The 24,642-nt window shown below is 30.5% G+C and carries 25 protein-coding genes, 1 tRNA gene and 1 rRNA gene; 7 read left to right on the top strand and 20 right to left on the bottom strand.

The features are described from left to right. Window positions 1-57: 57 nt before the first annotated feature. The 8 genes from CDSE_RS01220 to dusA all read right to left on the bottom strand — a co-directional run bounded on the left by CDSE_RS01220 (window position 58) and on the right by dusA (window position 8,266). On the bottom strand, window positions 58-735 hold the full coding sequence (locus CDSE_RS01220; RefSeq protein WP_015396190.1) for a phosphoribosylanthranilate isomerase: 678 nt from the start codon (window positions 733-735) through the stop codon (window positions 58-60). 32 nt (window positions 736-767) lie between these two features. After that, on the bottom strand, window positions 768-1,568 hold the full coding sequence (truA, locus tag CDSE_RS01215; RefSeq protein ID WP_015396189.1) for a tRNA pseudouridine(38-40) synthase TruA: 801 nt from the start codon (window positions 1,566-1,568) through the stop codon (window positions 768-770). A 73-nt stretch (window positions 1,569-1,641) separates the two neighbouring features. Then, window positions 1,642-2,769: an aspartate-semialdehyde dehydrogenase gene (asd, locus tag CDSE_RS01210; protein WP_015396188.1), complete on the bottom strand. Its 1,128-nt coding sequence runs from the start codon at window positions 2,767-2,769 to the stop codon at window positions 1,642-1,644. 41 nt (window positions 2,770-2,810) lie between these two features. Next, window positions 2,811-3,896, bottom strand: a complete 1,086-nt coding sequence (leuB, locus tag CDSE_RS01205) for a 3-isopropylmalate dehydrogenase (protein ID WP_015396187.1) — start codon at window positions 3,894-3,896, stop codon at window positions 2,811-2,813. A gap of 42 nt (window positions 3,897-3,938) precedes the next feature. Beyond that, entirely contained in the window at window positions 3,939-4,580 is a 642-nt protein-coding gene (gene leuD / locus CDSE_RS01200) for a 3-isopropylmalate dehydratase small subunit (RefSeq protein ID WP_015396186.1), read from the bottom strand. Window positions 4,581-4,591: 11 nt separating this feature from the next. Next, window positions 4,592-5,995 (bottom strand): 3-isopropylmalate dehydratase large subunit, encoded by a 1,404-nt coding sequence (leuC, locus tag CDSE_RS01195; protein ID WP_015396185.1) that lies wholly within the window; start codon window positions 5,993-5,995, stop codon window positions 4,592-4,594. A gap of 75 nt (window positions 5,996-6,070) precedes the next feature. After that, complete coding sequence (aroC, locus tag CDSE_RS01190; RefSeq protein ID WP_015396184.1) at window positions 6,071-7,141, bottom strand: chorismate synthase; 1,071 nt, start codon at window positions 7,139-7,141, stop codon at window positions 6,071-6,073. Window positions 7,142-7,258: 117 nt separating this feature from the next. Then, window positions 7,259-8,266 carry a tRNA dihydrouridine(20/20a) synthase DusA gene (gene dusA, locus CDSE_RS01185; protein WP_015396183.1) on the bottom strand — a complete coding sequence of 336 codons (1,008 nt, stop codon included), beginning with the start codon at window positions 8,264-8,266 and terminating at the stop codon, window positions 7,259-7,261. Between the two features lie 172 nt (window positions 8,267-8,438). On the opposite strand from dusA, the gene CDSE_RS01180 reads away from it, so the two are divergent. Next, window positions 8,439-9,197 (top strand): hypothetical protein, encoded by a 759-nt coding sequence (locus CDSE_RS01180; RefSeq protein ID WP_015396182.1) that lies wholly within the window; start codon window positions 8,439-8,441, stop codon window positions 9,195-9,197. Between the two features lie 2 nt (window positions 9,198-9,199). On the opposite strand, the gene ppa is transcribed toward CDSE_RS01180, so the two are convergent. From ppa to CDSE_RS01125, 11 genes are all read right to left on the bottom strand, one after another. Further along, entirely contained in the window at window positions 9,200-9,733 is a 534-nt protein-coding gene (gene ppa / locus CDSE_RS01175) for an inorganic diphosphatase (protein ID WP_015396181.1), read from the bottom strand. Between the two features lie 27 nt (window positions 9,734-9,760). Continuing rightward, window positions 9,761-11,164, bottom strand: a complete 1,404-nt coding sequence (locus tag CDSE_RS01170; RefSeq protein WP_015396180.1) for a heme biosynthesis protein HemY — start codon at window positions 11,162-11,164, stop codon at window positions 9,761-9,763. A gap of 13 nt (window positions 11,165-11,177) precedes the next feature. Further along, a complete protein-coding gene (locus tag CDSE_RS01165) occupies window positions 11,178-12,170 on the bottom strand; it encodes a uroporphyrinogen-III C-methyltransferase (RefSeq protein ID WP_041186200.1) in 993 nt (330 codons plus the stop codon). Window positions 12,171-12,205: 35 nt separating this feature from the next. After that, the gene (locus CDSE_RS03950) at window positions 12,206-13,000 is read right to left on the bottom strand and encodes a uroporphyrinogen-III synthase (RefSeq protein WP_015396178.1); all 795 of its coding nucleotides are present in this window, start codon (window positions 12,998-13,000) and stop codon (window positions 12,206-12,208) included. 35 nt (window positions 13,001-13,035) lie between these two features. Further along, entirely contained in the window at window positions 13,036-13,962 is a 927-nt protein-coding gene (hemC, locus tag CDSE_RS01155; protein WP_015396177.1) for a hydroxymethylbilane synthase, read from the bottom strand. Between the two features lie 211 nt (window positions 13,963-14,173). Next, on the bottom strand, window positions 14,174-15,055 hold the full coding sequence (gene sucD / locus CDSE_RS01150) for a succinate--CoA ligase subunit alpha (protein ID WP_015396176.1): 882 nt from the start codon (window positions 15,053-15,055) through the stop codon (window positions 14,174-14,176). Window positions 15,056-15,076: 21 nt separating this feature from the next. After that, entirely contained in the window at window positions 15,077-16,237 is a 1,161-nt protein-coding gene (gene sucC / locus CDSE_RS01145) for an ADP-forming succinate--CoA ligase subunit beta (RefSeq protein WP_015396175.1), read from the bottom strand. Window positions 16,238-16,483: 246 nt separating this feature from the next. Next, window positions 16,484-16,924 (bottom strand): regulatory protein RecX, encoded by a 441-nt coding sequence (locus tag CDSE_RS01140; RefSeq protein WP_015396174.1) that lies wholly within the window; start codon window positions 16,922-16,924, stop codon window positions 16,484-16,486. Between the two features lie 37 nt (window positions 16,925-16,961). Beyond that, entirely contained in the window at window positions 16,962-18,029 is a 1,068-nt protein-coding gene (gene recA, locus CDSE_RS01135; protein ID WP_015396173.1) for a recombinase RecA, read from the bottom strand. Between the two features lie 120 nt (window positions 18,030-18,149). After that, window positions 18,150-19,421: an aspartate carbamoyltransferase gene (locus tag CDSE_RS01130; protein WP_015396172.1), complete on the bottom strand. Its 1,272-nt coding sequence runs from the start codon at window positions 19,419-19,421 to the stop codon at window positions 18,150-18,152. Between the two features lie 192 nt (window positions 19,422-19,613). After that, window positions 19,614-19,687: transfer RNA gene (locus CDSE_RS01125), tRNA-Met, on the bottom strand. 292 nt (window positions 19,688-19,979) lie between these two features. Between CDSE_RS01125 and CDSE_RS01120 the strand changes: the two genes are divergently transcribed. The 6 genes from CDSE_RS01120 (at window position 19,980) to rlmH (ending at window position 24,449) form a co-directional block, all read left to right on the top strand. After that, window positions 19,980-20,714: a YebC/PmpR family DNA-binding transcriptional regulator gene (locus CDSE_RS01120; protein ID WP_015396171.1), complete on the top strand. Its 735-nt coding sequence runs from the start codon at window positions 19,980-19,982 to the stop codon at window positions 20,712-20,714. Between the two features lie 104 nt (window positions 20,715-20,818). Then, window positions 20,819-22,084, top strand: coding sequence for a phosphoribosylamine--glycine ligase (purD, locus tag CDSE_RS01115; protein WP_015396170.1), 1,266 nt, complete (start codon window positions 20,819-20,821; stop codon window positions 22,082-22,084). Window positions 22,085-22,124: 40 nt separating this feature from the next. Further along, entirely contained in the window at window positions 22,125-23,027 is a 903-nt protein-coding gene (gene hemF, locus CDSE_RS01110) for an oxygen-dependent coproporphyrinogen oxidase (RefSeq protein WP_015396169.1), read from the top strand. Further along, the gene (nadD, locus tag CDSE_RS01105) at window positions 23,024-23,611 is read left to right on the top strand and encodes a nicotinate (nicotinamide) nucleotide adenylyltransferase (protein ID WP_041186198.1); all 588 of its coding nucleotides are present in this window, start codon (window positions 23,024-23,026) and stop codon (window positions 23,609-23,611) included. The genes hemF and nadD overlap by 4 nt, the downstream gene beginning before the upstream one ends. 22 nt (window positions 23,612-23,633) lie before the next feature. After that, window positions 23,634-23,972, top strand: coding sequence for a ribosome silencing factor (rsfS, locus tag CDSE_RS01100; RefSeq protein WP_015396167.1), 339 nt, complete (start codon window positions 23,634-23,636; stop codon window positions 23,970-23,972). Window positions 23,973-23,984: 12 nt separating this feature from the next. Then, window positions 23,985-24,449: a 23S rRNA (pseudouridine(1915)-N(3))-methyltransferase RlmH gene (gene rlmH / locus CDSE_RS01095; protein ID WP_015396166.1), complete on the top strand. Its 465-nt coding sequence runs from the start codon at window positions 23,985-23,987 to the stop codon at window positions 24,447-24,449. Between the two features lie 70 nt (window positions 24,450-24,519). Here rlmH and rrf read toward each other — a convergent pair. Beyond that, window positions 24,520-24,633, bottom strand: a 5S ribosomal RNA gene (gene rrf, locus CDSE_RS01090). Between the last annotated feature and the right edge of the window lie 9 nt (window positions 24,634-24,642).

Here is a 24,642-nt window from a genome sequence, read left to right as displayed (position 1 = left end):
TTATAATGTATTTAACAAACTCGCAAACAAAAATTATCTTTTAAGAAAATATAATGTTTATATTGTGCTAATAGGCATACATTTTTCTGACATTCTGATTAAATTAATTAATCTAAATATTTTTTCTGAAGATTTTACTCCAGGAGAAATTTCAACACCACTACTTACATCTATTGAGTATGGTTGTATTTTACTTAATATACTAATTATATTATCTTCGTTAATACCTCCTGATAATATAATGCGTTTTTTTTGAGTGCTTTCAAATAGTGGTTTTAATAATTTATGATCAAAAGAAATACCACTCCCTCCATATCCACTACTATAACTATCAAACAACCAACCATGAGCATTATAATAATTTAAACAAGCATTTTTTAAATTATCTGAATTCTTTAAATCTGGAGCTCCTACTCTAAAAGCTTTTAAAAACTTTTGATTAAAACTTGAACAAAAATCTGGACTTTCATCACCATGAAATTGAATCAAATCTGGAGAAATTGCATCCTGTACTTTATTCACTTCTAATCTAGAAGGATTGACAAATAAAGCAACCAAATCAACAAAAGGAGGAATTTCTTTCTTTATAGATATTGCTTGATTTATAGAAATAGAACGTTTACTATTTTTGTAAAAAACTATCCCAATTGCATTAACACCACAATCAATAGCAGAAATAACATCTTCCTCTTTAGTAAAACCACAAACTTTTATTCTAGTATGCCTGTAAGTCATATAAATAAATTATCTAAAATCAAATAAAAATCTTATAAAAATGGAATAGCAATATCTTCATCATTCGTATGTTGAAACAAATTAAATTTATCTGGATAAGAAATATACGACAAGTATAAACCAGAAGGAGAAAAAGTTGGAGCACTCAAAGATCTATTTTTAGATTCCAACAATTCTTTTATCCAATATACACTTTTAATAGACTTACCTACTTCGATCAAAGAACCAATTATGTTACGAACCATATGATATAAAAAAGCATTTGCTTTTATTTTAAAAAATATAAAATGACCATTTCTTTTAATTTCTATATAGTGAACAAATCTCACAGGATTATTTGATTGGCATCCAGACGCACGAAAACTACTAAAATCATGTAAACCAATTAAATATTCTGAAGCCATTAACATATTTTCTAAATTAAGATCATAAATACACCAACCTACTAAATCTTTATATATAGAAGGTCTGATTCTTCCACAATACAAAACATAAGTATATGTTCTAGAAATAGCACTAAAACGAGCATGAAAATCTTCAGTTACTTCTTTTGCCCAATGAACAGAAACACTTGATGGTAGAAAAGTATTTATACCTCTCACCCAAGAAGACATTTTTCTATTAACATCAGTGTCAAAATGCACAACCTGCAAAGTTGCATGTACTCCTTTATCTGTACGACCTGCACATGTAACTCTAATTCTTTTATTATTAGCTGTAAATCTTAATATTGCTTTTTCTAGAGAGTCTTGCACAGAATCAACATCTAATTGAGATTGCCATCCATTAAAAAAAACACCATTATAGGATAATCCTATAGCAATTCTTTTCATTGAAAAAAACATAAAGGTTGATAGAAGGATACTGTAAATCTAATAGTTAACAATATCCTTCTAATTGTCAGAATTATGCTTCACCTAGTGCTATTCTTAGCATACGACGCAAAGGTTCAGCAGCGCCCCATAATAATTGATCACCAACAGTAAAAGCACTCAAATATTTAGGACCCATTGACATTTTACGCAAGCGGCCAACAGGAATATCTAAAGTACCAGTGACTGCAATAGGAGTTAACCTATCAACACTATCTTCTTTATTATTAGGTATAACTTTAGCCCAATTAGTACCAGACTTAATAATATCCTCTATCTCATTTATTGGTATATCTTTCTTTAATTTAATAGTTATAGCTTGACTATGGCATCTCATAGCACCTATCCTAACACATATACCATCTATATTAACAAGGTTATTGTCTTCTTTTTTTCGACCAAGAATCTTATTTGTTTCTGCTTCAGCTTTCCATTCTTCACGAGACATTCCATTACCTAAATCTTTATCAATCCATGGAATTAAACTTCCCGCTAAAGGCACACCAAAGTGCTGCTTAGGCATGTTTGAATCTTTTTGGAGATTTAACACCCCTCTATCTATATCAAGGATAGCAGAAGATGGATCATCCAAAAGATTTTTAATAGAACTATTTATTAACCCAAACTGAGTTAAAAGCTCACGCATATGCTGAGCACCTCCACCAGAAGCTGCTTGATACGTCATAGATGTGGCCCATTCCACTAAATCAGCATTAAATAACCCAGCCAAACCCATCAACATACAGCTAACTGTACAATTACCACCTATAAAATCACGAACTCCTTTATTCAAAGCAGCATCTATAACTGAACGATTAACTGGATCTAGAACAATGATAGAATCATCTTTCATTCTTAAAGAACTAGCTGCATCTATCCATATACCATCCCAACCTTCTTTCCTAAGTTGAGAATGAACTTCTGTAGTATAATCTCCACCTTGCGCTGTCAGAATAATAGGCAATTTTTTCAATTCTTTAATATCATAAGAATCTTTTAATTTATCTGCCCCATCTGCCCAATCTGGAGCTAGTCCGCCAATATTACTAGTAGAAAAAAAAACAGGATTTATAAAAGAAAAATCATTCTCTTCGCGCATTCTCTTCATCAAGACAGAGCCAACCATCCCTCTCCATCCAACCAAACCAACTGACTGAATCATATTTCACTTCACTTAGAAATTAGTTTGAACAAACAATAAAATTACTTTTGACTAGCAAGTTCTTTTAAAACTTCATCACCCATTTCAGATGTAGTAACTTTAATGTTTCCTTTTGCAAAAATATCTGAAGTACGAAAACCTTTAGATAATACATTTTTTACTGCCAAATTTATTCTATCTGCCTCTTTAGGCATATTCAATGAATATCTTAATAACATTGATGCTGACAAAATGGTAGCTAAAGGATTAGCAATGTTTTTACCTGCTATATCTGGAGCAGAACCATGACTTGGTTCATATAAACCTTGATTATTAGCGTTCAAAGAGGCCGAAGGTAACATGCCAATAGAACCAGTCAACATAGCAGCTTCATCTGATAAAATATCACCAAACAGATTCCCCGTAACTACAACATCAAATTGACAAGGGTCTTTGATTAACTGCATTGCTGCATTATCTATATACATGTGAGTTAAAGAAACATCTCTATAATCTTTCGAGACCTTTAAAACAATATCTCTCCAAAATTGTGATGTTTCAAGAACATTTGCTTTATCAACACTACAAAGCTTTTTACGTCGTTTTTGAGCAGATTGAAACGCAACATGAGCTATTCTTGTAACTTCTGTCTCAGAATAACGCATAGTATCAAACCCTTCTTTTTCTCCTATAAAATTCCCATCTATAGAAGTTCTAACACCACGAGGTTGTCCAAAATAAACATCACCTGTCAATTCTCTAACTATTAATAAATCTAAACCAGACACAACTTCTGGCTTTAAAGAAGATGAATTTATAAGTTCATTATATAAAAAAGCTGGACGTAAATTAGCAAACAACCCCAATGACTTACGCAATCCTAAAATAGACTGCTCTGGACGCAATTCTCTAGGCAATGAATCATACTTCCAATCACCAACAGCTCCAAACAATATTGCGTCAGATCTTTTTGCTAAATCAAGAGTTTCTTGAGGCAAAGGGTGACCGAACTTATCAAAAGCAGCCCCACCAACCAAAGCATATTCTATCTTTATATCTAAACACAAAGATTCTATAACCCTGACAGCTTGATCTACAATCTCTGGACCTATACCATCTCCAGCCAAAACAGCAATAATATTAGCCATTTATTTACCTAACAAATCTAATTATAAAAAAAACCAATAAATTTATATCGATTCTAACCAAGGATTACTATTTAAACGTTCAGCTTCAAATTTTTTTATTTGATCAGAATGTTGTAATGTTAAACTAATATCATCAAAACCATTCAACAGACAATGCTTTCTAAATGACTCAATTTCAAACTCTATAACAAAATTATCATCCGTAGTAATTTTTTGCTTGTATAGATCAATTGTAATTTTATATCCAGGTTTCTCTTGAACAACATCAAATAATTTTGAAATGTTAGCATCAGACAATACTATAGGCAACAAACCATTTTTGAAACTATTATTAAAAAATATATCAGCAAAAGATGGGGCTATAATAGATCTAAAACCATACTGAGTCAAAGCCCAAGGAGCATGTTCTCTACTAGAACCACATCCAAAATTTTTACGAGCCAATAAAATAGAAGCTCCTGCATATCTTTTCTGATTAAGAACAAAATTAGGATTTATAGGTCTCTTGCTATTATCAACACCTGGTTCACCATGATCCAAATATCGTAATTCGTCAAACAAATTTGGACCAAACCCAGTTTTCTTAATAGATTTAAGAAATTGCTTAGGTATTATAAGATCTGTGTCAACATTTTCTCTATCTAATGGAACAACTAAACCTTCATGAATAGTAAATGGCTGCATATTTAAATCACTCAATTAAAATCTCTAATATCTACAAAATGGCCAGCTATAGAAGCTGCTGCTGCCATTGCAGGACTAACCAAATGAGTTCTTCCACCCTGACCTTGACGACCTTCAAAATTACGGTTTGATGTAGAAGCACATCTTTCTTTAGGCTCTAATCTATCTGCATTCATAGCCAAACACATAGAACAACCTGGTTCTCTCCATTCATATCCAGCTTCAATAAATATTCGATCAAGACCTTCTTCCTCAGCTTGTTGTTTTACTAATCCTGAGCCAGGAACAACCATTGCTTGAATTATATTAGAGGCAATATGTTTACCTTTTAAAATTTTAGCAGCATCACGCAAATCTTCAATTCTAGAATTAGTACAAGAACCAATAAATATTTTATCCAAAGAAATGTCTGTCAAAGGAGTATTAGGCTTTAAACCCATATAAGACAAAGCTGTTTCTATACTATTGCGTTTAACAGAATCTACTTCTTTTGAAGGATCAGGAACACAGGATGTAATAGGTAAAACCATTTCTGGAGAAGTTCCCCAAGTAACTTGAGGTTGTATATCAGAAGTTCTAATATTCACAATCTTATCAAAAACAGCACCACTATCACTATGAAGAGTACGCCAATATTCTTTTGCTTTGTTCCATACATCACCCTTAGGAGCAAAAGGTTTACCATTGAAATATTCTATAGTTTTATCATCAACAGCAACGAGTCCAGATCTAGCTCCAGCTTCTATTGCCATATTACATATTGTCATTCTAGATTCTACTGAAAGATCACGAATAGTACTTCCTGCAAACTCTATAGCATAACCAGTACCACCTGCAGTTCCAAGCTGACCGATAATATGCAAAACAATATCTTTAGCTGTACATCCTAAAGATAAAGATCCTTCTACATTTATTAACATATTCTTGCTTTTTTTCATTAATAATGTTTGAGTAGCAAGAACATGCTCAACTTCAGAAGTACCTATTCCAAATGATAAAGCCCCTATAGCACCATGTGTACTTGTATGTGAGTCACCACAAACTACAGTCATTCCAGGTAAAGTAGCACCTTGCTCAGGTCCTACAACATGAACGATACCTTGTCTAATATCATCCATACGAAACTCTTGAATTCCATATCTAGAACAATTAGAATCAAGAGTATCAACTTGAAGTTTAGATATAGGATCATCAATGCCATTTAACCTATTTAACGTAGGAACATTATGATCAGCTACTGCCAAATTAGCACCTATACGCCATGGCTTGCGATTAGCCAAAGACAAACCCTCAAAAGCTTGAGGACTGGTTACCTCATGAAGCAAATGACGATCTATATAAATCAAACATGTTCCATCTGATTCCTGACGTACAACATGAGCCTCCCAAAGTTTGTCATATAGTGTTTTTGCCATAAGAAACTCTTTAAAATAGATTTAAAATTAATCTACTAAACAAAAGTAGACACCCAATCATAAATACAATAACTACTACTTATTAATTTCACCACATTGACCTCTATGCCTTAGAACATGATCCATAATAACTATAGCCAACATAGATTCAGCAACAGGAACAGCTCTAATACCAACACAAGGATCATGTCTACCAAAAGTTTGAACGACAACAGCCTCATTTTTTTGATTAACAGAATTTCTTTCTACTCTTATACTTGAAGTTGGTTTAATAGCTAAAGAAACACAAATAGATTGACCAGTAGATATACCACCCAACACGCCTCCAGAATTATTGCTTCTAAAACCATTAGGAGAAATTTCATCACCATGCTCAGAACCTAATTGAGTGATAGAATCAAACCCAGCCCCAATAGAGACTCCTTTTACTGCATTTAAACCCATCATAACATGAGCAATATCAGCATCTAATCTATCATATATTGGCTCACCAAGACCACAAGGAACATTATCAGCTTGAACTTCAATACGTGCACCTATTGAATCTCCAGAACGTCTTAAATCATCCATGTAAGTTTCTAACTGAGAAACAATAAGCATATTAGGAGAGAAAAAAGCATTTTCTTCAATAAAATCCCACGAAACAAAAGGAATAGCAATATTACCAAGCTGACTCATATAGGCTCTAATTTTAATATTAGAATATTGGCTAAGCCATTTCTTAGCTATAGCACCAGCAGCAACAGTAGGAGCTGTCAAACGAGCTGATGACCTTCCTCCTCCTCTAGGATCTCTAATTCCATACTTATACCAATAAGAATAATCAGCATGCCCTGGACGGAATGACTCAGATATATTTGAATAGTCGTGACTACGAGCATCGATATTACGAATAAGCAAAGCAATAGGAGCTCCAGTAGTTTTTCCTTCATAAATCCCAGACAATATTTCCACTTCATCTTTCTCTTGCCGTTGTGTAACGTGACGAGAAGTACCTGGTTTTCTTCTATTTAACTCGATTTGGATATCATTTTTATCCAAATCCATTCCTGGAGGACATCCGTCTACTATACAACCAATTGCTGGCCCATGAGACTCACCAAAATTAGTAACACAAAAAAATTTACCTAAAGAATTACCAGCCATATATAAAGCCACATAAATTAAGTTTAAATGATAAAAAATTTATAAAACCTGTATTTTAACACACCATGATAATAAATTATATGAATTAACATTCAAAGAACAAATTAAGGAAAAGTTTTACTTCTTAATGGTTTTTTTAAACTCTTCCCAAACTACCCAAATCATATCCGGGTCACCTTTATTAATAACAACTTGATCCGCAATGTTCTTACGCCATTTCTTAGCACAATAATGGCCATTAAACATATTTAACATTGGCTTTAAAACAAACCATAAAGGAGTATTATTATCGTACACCTCTTTTTTTGCATAATCCACCATTGCTTTAATACAATGATCCACATTACACATATATGAATTAGGCCATAAAAAACCTGACAAGTCAGATATAAATAAAGGGTTGTTCATTACTTTTCTTCCTAGCATTACTCCATCTAATTCCTTTAAAACAATTTCAATGGAAGGAATATCAGAAAGGCCACCATTTAAAATAAAAATAGCATTAGGAAAATCTTTTTTTAATTGATAAACATACTCATAATTTAAAGGAGGTATACTTCGATTCTTTTTTGGAGACATCTTGCCTAGCATAGCATTACGAGCATGCACTATGAAAATTTCGCACCCAGCTTCATGTACCATACCAACAAAATCACGAACAAATGAATAGGAAGAGTTATTATTTAAACCAAGTCTATGCTTTATAGATATCGGTATAGAAACACTTTCTTTGATAGACTTAACGCAACTTGCAACCAACATTGGATCTAACATTAAAGAAGCCCCAAAAGCTCCACTTAATACCCTATCAGATGGACATCCACAATTTAGATTAATTTCATTATATCCAAACTTTTCTCCTAAAACAGCAGATTTTGCTAAATCAACTGGATTATTCCCTCCAAGTTGTAATGCAATATGATTGTTAATTTTTTTATCAAAATATAGATACTTATGTACATTATCAAGATTATTAATAATAGTAGAAGTTACTATCATTTCAGTATATAAACGTACATTTGAAGATAATAAACTATAAAAAAAAAGACAATGACGATCTGTTACTCCCAACATGGGAGCAACACAAAATTTCCATAAATTTTTTTGATAATGATTAGTAGACATTTTATAATTTAAATTATGGATTATTATTTCCTATTTATTAACAGTAATCTTTAATATAGTTTACTGCAAACATGTTAAAATCATCGACTATTGATTGACTTATCATACATTAAAGTTTTAGATAGTAAACACATATAAAAATACCAATAAATTTACCAATTAAAACAAAAAAATGACAACACAAAAAATACCAGCTATAAGTGGACTTCACTGGATAAAGAAAGGATTAGAAATCTTTAGAAAGAATCCAACTGTTTTTATAAAATTTAGCTTAATTATAAATATATTTACTATACTTTCATTAAAATTATTAACAATAGGAATTATTCTTAAAATAATATTAACGCCATTATTTTGTTTTATAGGGATAGTATGCGGACAATCGATAGCAAATAATGATATAAACTATATAAAGCAAACTATTAACGTATATTCTATAAAAAAAGGAATAAAAATTGGATTGCTCTATATGGGCATTTGCTTGACAATAACTATATTGTCAACAATAACTTTATCAAAAGAAATCAATAATTTTATTGGAGAAATAAAATCTATTGGATTAAATCAAGAATCAATAAACAATTTTGCAAATTATCTAATAATACCAATAATGACAACAACTATTTCTATATTAATATTTGGTGTTTTGCTAATTTTCTCTACCTCAATTGCTGTTTTATACAAAAATAATTTATTAAAATCTATGATTTTATCATCAATATTAGTATGGTCTAACAAAAAGGCTTTTCTTGTATATATATTATTATGGTCGTCAATCTATATTCTAATAGAAATATTAACTATTTTTACATATCAAACATTTTTAAATAAACTGGATTACTTTATTGTAAGTTTTACAGCACAAATTATAAAAGATTCTTTTTTTTACAGTAGTTTATATCCAGTTTACTTAGATGTAATAAGAAAATAATTCTATTTACTCCGTTTATATAAATCTAAAGCATTAATTAATTCATTGTGAGCATCGCTAACACCTTTCCAACCTAAGACTTTTACCCATTTGCCATCTTCTAAATCTTTATAATGCTCAAAAAAATGTTTAATGCGATTTAAATCTTCAACTGGCAAATCTTTATAAGATAGTATGTTTTTATAAGCAGGATAAATCTTAGTTAAAGGTAAAGAAAGTATTTTAGCATCCAAACCGGATTCATCTTCCATTTCCAATATACCTATAGCTCTACATTTAATAACGGTACCAATTTGAACTGGAAATGGAGTAATAACCAAAACATCTGAAGGATCTCCATCGCTAGATAAAGTTCTAGGAACATAGCCATAATTACATGGATAATTCATAGAAGTCATAACAAATCGATCGACAAAAACAACCCCGGTATCTTTATCAACTTCGTATTTAATAGGCATAGAATTCATAGAAATTTCTATAACAACATTAAATTCTTCTGGATTATTTATACCTGAATCAACACCATTTAAACTCATAATAATTTCAATCACCTATAAAAATTTTCATTGATTTTTGTTTTCATTTTTTGAATCTAACTCAACTTGTTCTAAAGTATCATCAAAGACATAATCAGGGAATGGTGCACTATCAAAATATTCCTCTTGAAAAATCTTGGTTAGATTATTTTCTTTGAACATTAAATCACTATCTTTAATGTTCATGTTTTCCGAATGTCTCGAGAATTCTTGTTCCATAAAAGAAACCCTATAGCCACAGACCTCAATAGCTTTGTTCCAATACTCAATAGCTTCTTCTATTCTAGATAGATGATAATACAAATTACCAATTAATAAATTAATATAAGAAGTATTTTTAATATTAATACTCTTTAAGAAATAAAACTCCGCCTGCCCCCATAACTTATATCTCAAACATAATATCCCTAATGAGTTAAGCAAATCAGTATTTTCTTTATTTCTTTCTAACAACATTTCCATTTTCTTAATTTTTAATGGAATGTGTTGATAATCACAACTATTAACATATTGATGTAATAACTCTACCTGCAAAGAATTCTGCATAGATTTATATAATATTTTATCCGCCTCTTCATAATCATGTAAAGAAATAAGAAAATTAGAAAAAGCTAAAGAAATTTTAGAAAGCAATCGTTCCTGAGGTTTAAAGAATTTCCACAAATCATGGCATAAATCATGATTATTTACATTATCTTTTATCAACTGCGAACCAACTTCATCGATTATTTCAGTAAGATAAGCAGCAGTTAAATAATTAGCATTTAATAAAAATCTAGCAATTTCTATAACCTTTTTATTGTTTTTCAATGCAATTTCTATATTTAAAGAAATATGTAAAGCATTTAAATCATTCTCTCCAACTAATTTATTAAGATCCAATAAAACAACTGATGCCTCATTTGGAAGATTTTTAGCTAACAAGGCTTTGGTTTTAATAATAAGAATAGCCTCTATAAATACAGGATTATCATTAATATAAAGTAATGCATAATCCAAATTCTCTAAGCACTTATCATAATCACCAATAAGAAAACTAGATTTTGAATAAAACAAAAAAGATAAAAGCTTATCTTTATTATCAAATAAATTAGAACCTAATTTAGAAAATATCTGATTAGATTCCTTATGTTTATCCTCTAGAAAGAATATCAACCCTTTATTTAACTGTTTATCATATTTTTTTGATTTTAAACGATGAATCCAATTAGTAATTCTAGTACTTAGAGAGCATAAAAATAATATAAATTTAAATATAAAAAGCAAAATAAAGAATAAAACTAAAAGAACAAATACAGCAGTAGCAACAGACATTTTTATTCGCCAAGAATCTACTATAAACAATATAGAATGTTTGTCGTACTTTTGTAAAAAAATTGCAGTAATAATAGCAAAAAAAGCTATAAGAAATACACGAAAATAGTAACGCATATTTAAAATATTCCTAGTTAATGTTTTCTTCAGAAATTACAGACCGAAAATCCTTCATATAAGATAAACTGTCTGAAATATCAAACATGTTTTTATCAAAAACTGCACCGTTCAATAGAGAAGATAGTTTTATATAATCTCTTACAGAATAATCTTCTTTATCAAAATAATTGTTAAATATATCTTGTATAAATTTAACACTAGAATCCCACAAATCAGGCTGAAAAGTTACAAGCGCAAATCTAGCAGTACATAATTGTTGTTGAAGCATATAAATCAAAAAATGATTATCTGATAATAATCCATCATTTACTTTATCTATAGTAATCAACTTACTAAAACCTTGAAAAACGTAACGATGAAACTTACATAAATTTTGAATAAAAATATTGTAAAAATTCTTGACTTGATTATAAGCTATATTAGTATCAACATCATTTATTTCAATGTTGGAAATATTACCATAAGAAAGAGAACTTGATTTGATATCAGCATGAGCAGTTTCATAACCATGACAAAATTCATATAATCTGTCTATATAATCTAGATATCTATGATTGTCTATGACTTTTATGTTTTGTAAATTTTCAATATTCTTACAAATGCTATCCCTCAACAAAACACTACGAGCATCAGAAGAAAAACTATTCAAACAAAAAAGAGCTCTTTCAAGTAAGATAATAGATCTATTAACATCTCTTGTAACTAACAAACATTGATTAGCTATATTCAATAAATTATCAATATCATTAATAATGAAGTCCTTTTCTGATGAACTCATCATTTTAAATATTGAACTATATCGTTGTTCAATATTATTATAATCATTAGATAATTTGTTTAAGTTAGTATTAACAATTTTATTTCTTGACTCTATTAATTCTAATCTTTGTAAAACCTTATTTTCAAAGGAAGATAAATAATTTATATATTTATATCCAAAGAATAATATAGCGGACACAAATAACATCTTTGTAATATGTAAAAACAATTTGAAGTAACGCATATTTTATATCTTACTAGCCTTTTAGGTTGTTAAAACTAATTATTAGCAAGCATATCAAGAATAGAATCTTCGATAGGATCACATATTCTTATATTTTGAGTATAAACTTTTATGCTTAACAATTGACTACTCAATGCACTCATAATTTTTTTATGTGTAACCAAAAAAAAACAATTAGTTAACCAATCAATACAATCGATAGATTTCAAATTACTAAAAAATGAAGAAACAATTTCTTGGCTTGTAAAAACCCAAACAATATTTTTTTTCTGTTTAATCCATTTATGAATTAAGTTCAAATAAACACTCGACAAAAAAACACTTTTCCTATTGTAAACATGACATACATCAACAAAATTATTTTCTCTTAATTTTTCTATTAACCAATTGCGACCACTCAAACCTCTAACAATAAGAAAACGCCTACCGCTTAAAAAAAATTTATTATTTAGAAAACAATATAAAGACTCAGAATCATAAGTAGAATCAGCCTGATCTGGATATAACATAACAATATTTTCTTTATTATATAAATACTTAGAACATCTAAAAGTCTTAGCAGAAGATGGTCCAACTGTAGCTACAAAAGTGGAAGAAGGCCAGGAAAACATACCAATGTTATTATAAATTTTCTTTAAGTAAAATTTAATAGCATTACCACTAACAAAAACAACAAAATCATAATTATTGGGCATTTTGATGTCAGATGATTTTATTGGTTCAACTAACAACAACGGCATACTATAAACATCTATTCCAATGTTTTTTAACTTGTTATATAAAGAATAATTTTCTGGTCTTGTAAGAACAACAGTTTGGGGGAAACTCATAAAAAACTTTATAAATAAAAAACAAATAACTCAATTTATTTAACAAATGATGACAGTATTTTATCAGCCCCTTTTAATAATAATTGTTCTGCCAGATTCTCACCTAAGGAAATTGCTTCACTTAGACATGCGCTACCTTCAGCTCTAACAATATGTTTACCATCAACAGAAGATACTAAAGATCTTAAAAAAATCTTATCAGCTACTATTTTAGCATTAGATGCTATAGGAATTTGACATGAACCTCCCAAGATCCTCAGAACTGCTCTCTCTGCAGAAACACATATTGTAGTATTCCTACAAGATAAATGAGACAACAAAATACGCAGATCATCTCTATGTTTCATAATTTGCAAGCCTAAAGCCCCTTGTGCAACTGCTGGCAAAACAATATCATAATCAATATATTGTCTTATCCTACTATCAAGATTCAACCTCTTTAATCCTGCAGCTGCCAAAATAATAGCATCATAATGACCAGCATCTAACTTATCTAAACGAGTATTAATATTACCTCTTAAAGATTGCACAACAAGATTTGAAGAAAAAGATTTTATTTGAGCTTCTCTGCGTAAACTCGACGTACCAATTATACAATTATGATTAAGATCTTCTATAGATTTAAAATTATTAGAAACGAAAACATCACTTGGATTTTCTCTCTCTAAAATAGAACAAACATCCAAATCATCATCTGTTTCAGCTGGAATATCTTTCATAGAGTGAACAGCAAAGTCAGCTTGACCACTTCTTATAGCTAACTCTATTTCTTTGACAAAAAGACCTTTACCTCCAACTTTAGAAAGAGCCCTGTCAAGAATACGATCCCCTTTCGTAACAACAGTCAATATGTTTATTATTAAATCGGGATAAATATTTAAAAGCCTTTCACGAACATACTCAGATTGTTTAACAGCAAGACTACTTGCTCTTGTTGCTATAACCAATTTTCTAGGTATCATAATCTATAATTTATAATCTACTTACAGAAGACAGTCAAAAAAATTTTAACAGTTATACCAATAACTCCTAAAATTAGAAGCCCTCCAAGTAAAGAACGAGTACAACGGATTTTTTTAGGACAATGAAATTTTGTTTTATTCATAGAAAAACCTTCAAGCAAAAATACCAATCAGGCTAAAACTAGTTTACACTAAGTTTTAGCCATAGAAATTAAAGCACAGATTTCAAAAGTTTACCCATCTCAGAAGGATCCCTAGTAGTACGTATGCCACAACTTTCCATAATCTCTAGTTTTGCATCAGCAGTGTCTGCCCCACCTGAAATCAATGCTCCAGCATGTCCCATACGTTTACCAGCAGGAGCTGTAACTCCAGCAATAAAACCAACAACAGGTTTTTTCATGTGGTCTTTAGCCCATAATGCAGCATTAACCTCATCCGGACCACCTATTTCCCCAATCATTATTACAGCATCAGTATCTTTATCATCATTAAACAACTTCAAGATATCTATATGCTTTAATCCATTTATTGGATCACCACCAATACCAACAGCTCCTGATTGACCTAAACCAAGCTCTGTTACTTGACCAACAGCTTCATATGTTAAGGTGCCTGATCTACTAACTATTCCAATACGTCCCTTACGATGTATATGTCCAGGCATAATACCTATTTTTATTTCATCAGGAGTAATTAAACCAGGACAATTAGGACCAAGAAGCAAAGTTTTGCTGTTTTTAGCAAGCATTTTATTTTTAACTTCCAACATGTCCTTTACAGGAATACCTTCTGTAATACAAATCACCAAATCCAGCTCAGCATCAACAGCCTCTAATATAGCAGAAGCTGCACCAGCAGGAGGGACATAAATAACAGAAACAGTAGCACCAGTATTTTTCTTAGCATCTTTTACAGATGAAAATATTGGGATGCCTTCAAAATCTTCTCCAGCTTTTTTAGGATTAACACCTGCTACAAAAGCAGCCTTCCCATTAGCATAATCTCTACACATACGAGTATGAAACTGACCAGTTTTACCTGTAATACCTTGAGTTATGACTTTAGTATCTTTATTTATCAAAATTGACATTTATGAATCCCTTTGCAATTCTTATTTAACGGCAGCAACAACCTTAGTAGCAGCTTCAGCCATTGTATCAGCACTTATAATTGGCAACCCTGATTCGGACAACATTTTTTTACCTAATTCCTCATTAGTTCCTTTCATCCGAACTACTAAAGGCACTTTAAGATCAACAGCTTTACAGGCTAAAATTACACCTTCAGCTATAACATCACATCTCATAATGCCACCAAAAATATTTACTAAAATAGCTTTCACTTCTTTGTTTTTTAGCATTATTTTAAAAGCTTCTGTAACTTTCGATGCTGTAGCTCCACCACCCACATCAAGGAAATTAGCTGGCTCACCACCAAATAACTTAATAGTATCCATAGTTGCCATAGCCAATCCTGCACCATTAACCAAACAACCTATATTACCGTCTAATTGAATGTATGCCAAATCAAACTTACTAGCCTCAACCTCAGCTGGATCTTCCTCATCCAAATCTCGATATGCAACAATATCAGGATGGCGAAAAAGAGCATTAGAGTCAAAATTAAATTTAGCATCTAAGGAAATAATATTACCATCACCAGTTAAAATCATTGGATTAACCTCTACCAATGAAGCATCAGTATCCCAATAAGCCTTATATAACTTTATAAATTCAGAAGAAGCTTTCTTAATAGAGGTAGCAGGAATTCCTATACCTTTAGCTAAATTACTGGCATCAATCTCAGTAAGACCAATTGACGGATCAACAAAAACCTTTAATATTTTTTCTGGGCTTTTTGCGGCAACTTCCTCTATATCCATTCCACCTTCACTAGAAGCCATAACGCAAATTTTTTGTGTTCCCCTATCAGTAACTATGCCAAAATAATACTCTTTTTTTATATCTGCCCCTTCTTCAATCAACAAACGACGTACCTTCTGACCAATAGGCCCTGTTTGATGAGTTACAAGTTGCATCCCTAATATCTCTGATGATAATTTCCTTACTTCATCTAAAGAACGAGCTAGTTTAACACCACCTCCCTTTCCTCTACCTCCTGCATGTATTTGAGCTTTAACAACCCAAACTGGACCGCCTAATTTCTCAGCCGCAGATACCGCCTCATCAACAGAAAAAGCTGGAATACCACGTGGTACAGTTACATTAAACTGCCTAAGCAATTCTTTACCTTGATACTCGTGAATCTTCATGTATTACCTGTCTGAACTTATTGAATAAAAAAACACTGATGCTAAACATAACGACAATAGATAGCAAACACTGCTGAAATTTAAAAAAACATTAACAAAAACAATAGTTCTAAATACTTACAAATATTATGACAACCAAATAAAGATAAAATATTAAGAACTACAATTGACAATTATACAATAAATATATACCTATAACATTCCTAATTTCTTAAAAAAAACAAACACAATATGATAAAAGGTTTACTAATCATCCATATCAAATCTCAAAATCTTATAAACAACATCACTAGGAAAACCATGAGAAGTTAAAAACCTAGCTTTTTTACTATATAATTTATCATCAGATAAATGATTCTTAAATTTTCTATCACATAACAAAACAGCTCTCTCAAAATCAGTTTGTCTAATAGAAAACATATAACTATTTATAATATCTGGATCTATTCCACAAGAATATAATTTTCTTTCAATAAACTTACTACCATAGTTTAATAAAAGTTTTTCCACTAAACGATCAGAAAACAAATTATCAGAAATTATTTTTTTTTCTTTTAGAGATTCAATAACACTTTTGATTTCTTCTTTATTTTTGCAAAAAAGTAATAATTTCTCAGAAAGCTCTTTGCTAGAATAATTTTTTCTAGATAAAAGCCTTAAAGCAACAGCAAATAATGATTTACTCAAATAAATTTCTCTTTGTTTTTAGTTCTTAATAACCAATTTAGTCAACATATTCTCCTACTGATTCATTTTCAAAAAGAACAGTAGAATTTTTAGCAGGAACAAAAGTATCTCTAATATTTTTTTCTATCTCTTGAAAGATTTCTTGATTGTTACGCAAAAATTCACGAACATTATCTTTACCTTGTCCTATCTTATTACCCTTATAACTATACCACGAACCTGATTTTTCAATCGCTCCACTTAAAACACCCAAATCAATTATTTCTCCCTCTCTTGATATACCAGAACCATACATTATGTCAAATTCAGCTTGCTTAAAAGGTGGAGCTACTTTATTTTTAACTACCTTAACTCTGGTCTCACTTCCTACTACCTCATCTCCTTTTTTTATGGACCCTATACGTCTTATATCAAGACGGACAGAAGCATAAAATTTTAAAGCATTACCACCTGTAGTAGTTTCAGGACTACCAAACATTACACCTATCTTCATTCTAATTTGGTTAATGAATATAATCATACAATTAGTTTTCTTTATTGTAGATGTCAATTTTCTAAGAGCCTGACTCATTAATCTTGCCTGCAACCCTGGTAAAGAATCACCCATATCTCCTTCTATTTCAGCCTTAGGCACTAAAGCAGCTACAGAGTCAATAACAATCAAATCAACAGAACCTGAACGCACCAAAGCATCTGCTATTTCTAATGCTTGTTCTCCTGTGTCAGGCTGAGAAATTAATAAATCTGGTAATACTATACCTAGACGAGAAGCATACTGAACATCTAAAGCATGTTCGGCATCAATAAATGCACATACACCTCCATTCTTTTGCATTTCTGCAATAACTTGTAATGTAAGTGTTGTTTTACCAGAAGACTCCGGACCATAAATCTCTATTACACGACCTCTTGGAAGACCACCAACACCTAATGCTATATCAAGACCCAATGAACCAGTAGATATTACTTGAATATCATTCCTAACATCATTATCTCCATAACGCATGACTGAACCTTTCCCAAATTGTTTCTCAATCTGAGAAATTGCAGCTGATAAAGCCTTCTCTCTGTCGGTTTTATCAATTTTATTGTTTTTATCACTCATCACTTATCCTATTAACACATTAATTTTATATATTCTATAACATACGCAATCTATAACATACAGAACAATTAAACTAGAAATCTTATTATTTTATTAAAATAATTAACAAATAATAAAACTTTACAAATTATGAAACACAGAGTCATTAGGGCTAATATAAATAGGCCTACTCCACTTCACATCACGCAATGATTTCTGAATCATATCCTCAACACCCAACAAGGTAGCAAAAATAGCCATTCTAACTGGAATGCCATTATCAGCCTGTCTAAAAATTGCTAAACGACTATCATTATTCAAATCCACACTTAAATCATTAGCACCTGGACGACTATCTCTTGGCAAAGGATGCATTATAACTGCATCACTACTACAACAAGAGTTTATTTTATCCAAATTAATTTGAAAATTATGCTCATACCTATATTCATCAATCTCACTAAACCTTTCTTTTTGAACACGAGTAGCATAAACAACATCTGCTCCATGTAAACCTTCTTCTACAGAAGACTTGATCTCTATAACATTGTTATTCCTAGATGCGTAATGTACAATTTCTTCTGGCATTTCCAAACCTCTAGGAGATACTAAAGAAATTTTTATATTCTTATACAAAGCTAATAATTTTATTAAAGAATGAACAGTTCTTCCATACTTTAAATCTCCAACCAACAACACACATGAACCATCCAAAGATTTTCCTAGTCTTTTAAACTCATTTTTTATAGTATATAAATCCAATAAAGCTTGACTAGGATGTTCTCCAGGTCCATCACCACCGTTTACAACAGGGACATTAGTAGCTTTAGCAAATTCTGCTACAGAACCACGATCAGGATGTCTAACTACCATTATGTCAACATAACCTCCAATCACTCTACTTGTATCATAAATTGATTCTCCTTTTGCCATAGATGAAAAAGTAAAACCAGTTGTATCACATACAGATCCACCTAAACGACAAAATGCAGCCCCAAAACTTACTCTAGTTCGTGTGCTGGCCTCAAAGAACAAATTACCCAATACAGCACCTTCAAGAACTCTAGAAATCTTTTGACGACGAGCAATTGGCATCATCATATCCACAATATTAAAAAGATCTTCTATTGAGTCTCTATTAAATTGTTCCACGGAAAGCAAATGATTACTCCCTTTATAGGAAATACGATCACGCAAAGAAAAAGAACTAACACCAATCTCATGTTGCCTTAAAAAGTTGTCTATATAAACACCAATCACATTAGGCATTACAACATAGCCTAAATCAGACTCTGATAATAACCAAGAATCAATATGCTTTTTCTGAACACCCAAATGAGAAGCTAAAACATCTCGAGTAAAACCGAAGGTTTCCATCATTTTTTGCAACATAACTTGCTGAGAAATAAACATTTGAACACAACTCCGCTTATATTTAAAACACTAGAAACAAAACATATAAATATAAAAATATATATAACACTTAATAGTGCCATTATAAAATAATTTTATATTAAAATTAGCGGAGAAAATAAATGTGATAAACAGAAAATGTATATCTCAATACATTTTATTGAAAATAGAATAAACCATTGTATAAAACGGTTGCGGGGGTAGGATTTGAACCTACGACCTTCGGGTTATGAGCCCGACGAGCTTCCAGACTGCTCCACCCCGCTTCAGATTTTTAATTGTATTATACTAATACATTATATACAAGTATAATATGAAATATTATTCTTACGATTATATTTTTTTACAACAAATAGTTTTTTTAGTAAAATTAAATCTAATTTAAAAGAATCATTTTATTCCAAATACTAATTTATTTATATATAACTTACGGAAAAAAATAATATACTATTTTTGATAAATTGTATTTACATTAAACAACCTTAAACTCAAAACACATAAATATTTTTTATTTATTAATTGAAAAATATTGATTGAAAACTATTTCACAGGTGCTCTATGGCTGGTCATAGTAAATGGGCTAATATTCAACATCGCAAGAATCGTCAGGATGAAAAAAAAGGACGACTATGGACAAAAATTATAAGAGAAATAACAGTATCAGCAAAGAATGGAGGTCCTGATCCAGAATCTAATGCACAACTAAGAGCTGCTTTAGAAAAAGCTTCTGATGCCAATATACCAAAAGATAATATAAATAGAGCAATACATAGAGGATCAAAAGAATCTGATTCTGTAAACTATGAAGAAATAAATTATGAAGGTTACGGTATAAATGGATCAGCAATAATCGTATATACAATGACAGATAATAAAGTAAAAACAGTTTCAGAAGTAAGACATGTTTTTACAAAAAATGGAGGTAATCTTGGACAAAATGGATCCGTATCATTCTTATTTAAAAAACTAGGACAATTTGTATTTCCTGTGGATGCTTCAATAGAAAAAATAATGGAAATTGCTCTACAATTTGATATAGAAGAAATAGAAACAACAGATAACAAATCAACAGAAGTGCTATGTCATGTAAATGATTATTTTGATTTATATGACAAATTTAAAAATGAATTAACAGAAATAAAATTTAATAGTGATATCGTAATCAAACCAATAAATTTCATTAAACTAAATCCAGAAGAGTCATTAAAAATGCATAAACTTCTTTTAGAACTAGAAAATCTAGAAGATGTGCAATCTGTACATACTAATGCCGTTTTAGTTGAAAAAATATAACGTTATAATAAAGTTAGTATAGAATTGATATTCTAAGTAATAAAGTAACAATCAGAGAATAAGACATATAACCAGTCAAATAATACATATAAAGTGAATTAAAAATGAAAATATTAGTAATTGGTTCTGGTGGACGCGAACATGCAATTGCATGGAAACTTGCTCAATCTACCAAAATAACCCAAGTATATGTAGCACCAGGAAATGGAGGAACATCTAACTCTAATAATATAAAAAATATTCCTATAACAAATATTGATGAATTAGCTAATTTTGCTGAAGAAGAAAATATCAATATAACTATAGTAGGACCAGAAGCTCCATTAGCCGAAGGAATAGTGGATAAATTTCAGAATAGAGATTTAAGAATATTTGGACCGACAAAATCTGCGGCTAGATTAGAAAGTTCAAAAAAATTTGCTAAAGATTTTATGTCTCGACATGGAATACCTACTGCAAAATACTCTACTTTTTCTAAAACAGAGGAAGCTTTATCATATTTAAGAAAAGAAGGTGCCCCCATTGTAATAAAAGCAGATGGCTTAGCTTCAGGCAAAGGAGTAGTAGTTGCCTCTACAATAAAAGAAGCTGAAGATGCAGTAATAGAAATGTTAGACATAAAAAAACTTGATAAAATCATTATAGAGGAATGTCTAACAGGAGAAGAAGCTTCTTTTATTGTAATGTCAGATGGAATAAATATAATGCCATTGGCTACCAGTCAAGATCATAAGAGACTAAAAGATGGTGATAATGGACCAAATACAGGTGGAATGGGAGCATATTCACCGGCAAGTATAGTTACACCAGATCTTCATAATAGAATAATGAAAGAAATTATTATACCAACAATACAAGGAATGGCTAAAGATGGCATACCTTTCATGGGGTTTTTATATGCTGGCGTAATGATATCACCAGGAAGTGATGCTGAAAGATCTATAAAAACATTAGAGTTCAATTGTAGATTGGGTGACCCTGAAACACAACCAATAATGATGCGTATGAAAAGTGATTTCGTTGAAATTATTGATAATGCTTTACATGGAACTTTAGATAAAACAGAGATAATATGGGATAGAAGAGTTGCTTTAGGAGTTGTACTGGCTGCTGATAACTATCCAGACAACCCTATAACTGATGATACTATCAATGGAATACCTAATGAAAAAGAAGATTGCGTAGTATTTCATGCTGCGACAAAGATATCTGACGGCAAATATAAAACTGACGGTGGAAGAATTTTGTGTGTAACCACGCTAGGAGACTCAGTAAGAATAGCAAGAGAAAAAGCATATAAAACAATATCGAATATTCATTTTAATGGAATGCAATATAGATCTGATATAGGTTGGAGATCTTTAAAATAAACAATCAATTTGTTATTAATAATTTATTAAGGAATATTTTATGAATAAAAATCCAGATATAGAAATACAAAATTATTTTGTCAATCTTCAAAAAAATATTGTTAATATACTGGAAAAAATAGAAGGTAAAGAATTTTTATCTGACTCATGGACTCATAACCAAGGTGGTGGTGGACTGTCACGAGTAATAGAGGGTGGCAATATTTTTGAAAGAGCAGCTGTACTTTTTAGCAGTGTTACTGGTGAAAAATTACCTCCATCAGCAAGCAACAAAAGACCAGATGTAAATGGTATGCCTTGGAATGCAATGGGTGTATCTTTAGTGATACATCCTAGAAATCCTTATGTTCCTACAACACATATGAATGTTAGATTAATTAGAACCTTTAATCAAAAAGGAAATAACGTTTTTTGGTTTGGTGGCGGCATGGATCTAACTCCATACTATGTTTTTGAAGATGATGCTAAACATTTTCATAAAATATGTTTTGATTCTCTCAAACCTTTTGGTAATGATTATTATCAAAAATATAAAACATGGTGTGATAATTATTTTTTTATAAAACATAGAAACGAACATAGAGGCATAGGCGGCATTTTTTTCGATGACCTAAGCGAACCAAATTTTGATTCATCTTTTCTTGTAACTCAATCTGTAGGAAATTCTTTTACAGAAGCCTACATACCAATAGTAGAAAAACGCTGTAATGTCAAATATGGAGAATTAGAAAAAGAATTTCAATTATATAGAAGAAGTAGATATGTAGAGTTTAATCTAATATATGATAGAGGAACTTCTTTTGGTTTACAATCAGGCGGTAGAAGTGAATCAATATTATTATCAATGCCACCAGAAGTAAAATGGAAATTTAACTATAAACCTTCTGAAAATAGTCCAGAGTCTTTACTAAGCCAATATCTACAGCCAAGAGATTGGTTGTGAAAAAAATCGGGTTATTAGGTGGTAGCTTCGACCCGATTCACATTGCTCATGTGAATTTAGCTATCACTGCTTTAAAATTTCTATTCTTAGATGAAGTACAATTAATACCTGCAGGTAATCCTTGGCAAAAAGGTAAATTACATGCATCATCTTCTGAAAGAATTGATATGATTTCATTAGCCATTAAAGATTATGAAAATATAAAAATCAACAACATTGAAATAGAAAGAAATGATAATAATAGTTACACAATAGACACAATAAACGCCATATCAGATACTAATAAGTACATATTAATACTAGGATCTGATCAAATAAATAATTTTCATAGCTGGCATAATTGGAAAGAAATAATAAAAAAAGTAGATTTAGCTATAGCAAAAAGAGATAATAATCCTTTTTTGCTTATCAAAAGAATTATTAAACGAATTAAAAAAACTAATAAACATATACATGTATTACCATTAAAGAAAATACATGTATCATCTTCTTATATAAGAGAATGTATCAAAAAATCAATCCCTGTAAATAGATTTTTAAACCCAGATGTTTTGGAATACATAAAACAAAAAAATATATATTAAATAAATTCTTTTCAATTACATTATGAATATTATCAACATATTAGAAAATAAAATTATTAAAACATTAGATGATTCAAAAGCACAAAATATAAAAACAATAAATACTTCAGGATTAACAGCCATATTTGACAAAATAATTATAAGTACAGCCACGTCTACTACACACGCTAGATCTATAGCACAAAAAATATTTAAAATAAGAAAAGATTTTGCTTCTATACCATCTAGAAACATTGAAGGAATTAGTAATGCAGAATGGGTTATTGTTGATATGAACTATATAATAGTTCATATCATGCAAAAAGATATTAGAGATTTTTATGATATAGAAAATATTTGGGAAAATAATGATGTTTTATAAAACAAATTATTTATGAAAATAACTATTATAGCTGTAGGTAGTAATATACCAATTTGGGTAGATAACGTTTGGCATGATTACGCCAAACGATTGCAAAAAAATTACAAAATAGATCTAAAAGAAATTAAATCTGAAGATAGAAAAAGCAATCAAAATATAAAAAAAATAATTTTAAATGAAGCAAAAAAAATATCTTTAGCTATACCAAAAAATTCTTTAATAATAGCTCTTGATGAACATGGAGAAGATTTTAGCACTCAAAAATTAACAGAATTTATTATCAAATCTTCTGAATATCCTATAACTTTTATTATAGGTGGTGCTGATGGACTAGATGATAGTATAAGAAAAACATGTCATAAAATGATAAAACTATCATCTCTAACATTTCCACATCATATAGTAAGAATTTTACTAATTGAACAAATATATAGATGTTGGAGTATAATTAACAAACACCCATATCATAGAATATAATATTGATTTTTTATAGATTTATATAGAGAGAATCCCCTACAAATAATAATCTGTAGGGGATTATATAAGAGCCTGACGATAACCTACTTTCACAGACGAGATGTCTAATATCATCGGCGCAAAGGCGTTTAACTGTCCTGTTCGGGATGGGAAGGAGTGGGTCCACCTTGCTATAGTCATCAGGCATAACCTG

This window comes from Candidatus Kinetoplastibacterium desouzaii TCC079E (assembly GCF_000340795.1).
GTDB classification, from domain to species: domain Bacteria; phylum Pseudomonadota; class Gammaproteobacteria; order Burkholderiales; family Burkholderiaceae_B; genus Kinetoplastidibacterium; species Kinetoplastidibacterium desouzai.
The sequence above is the reverse complement of the archived record's forward strand: the minus strand, read 5'-3'. Positions and strand labels throughout refer to the sequence as shown.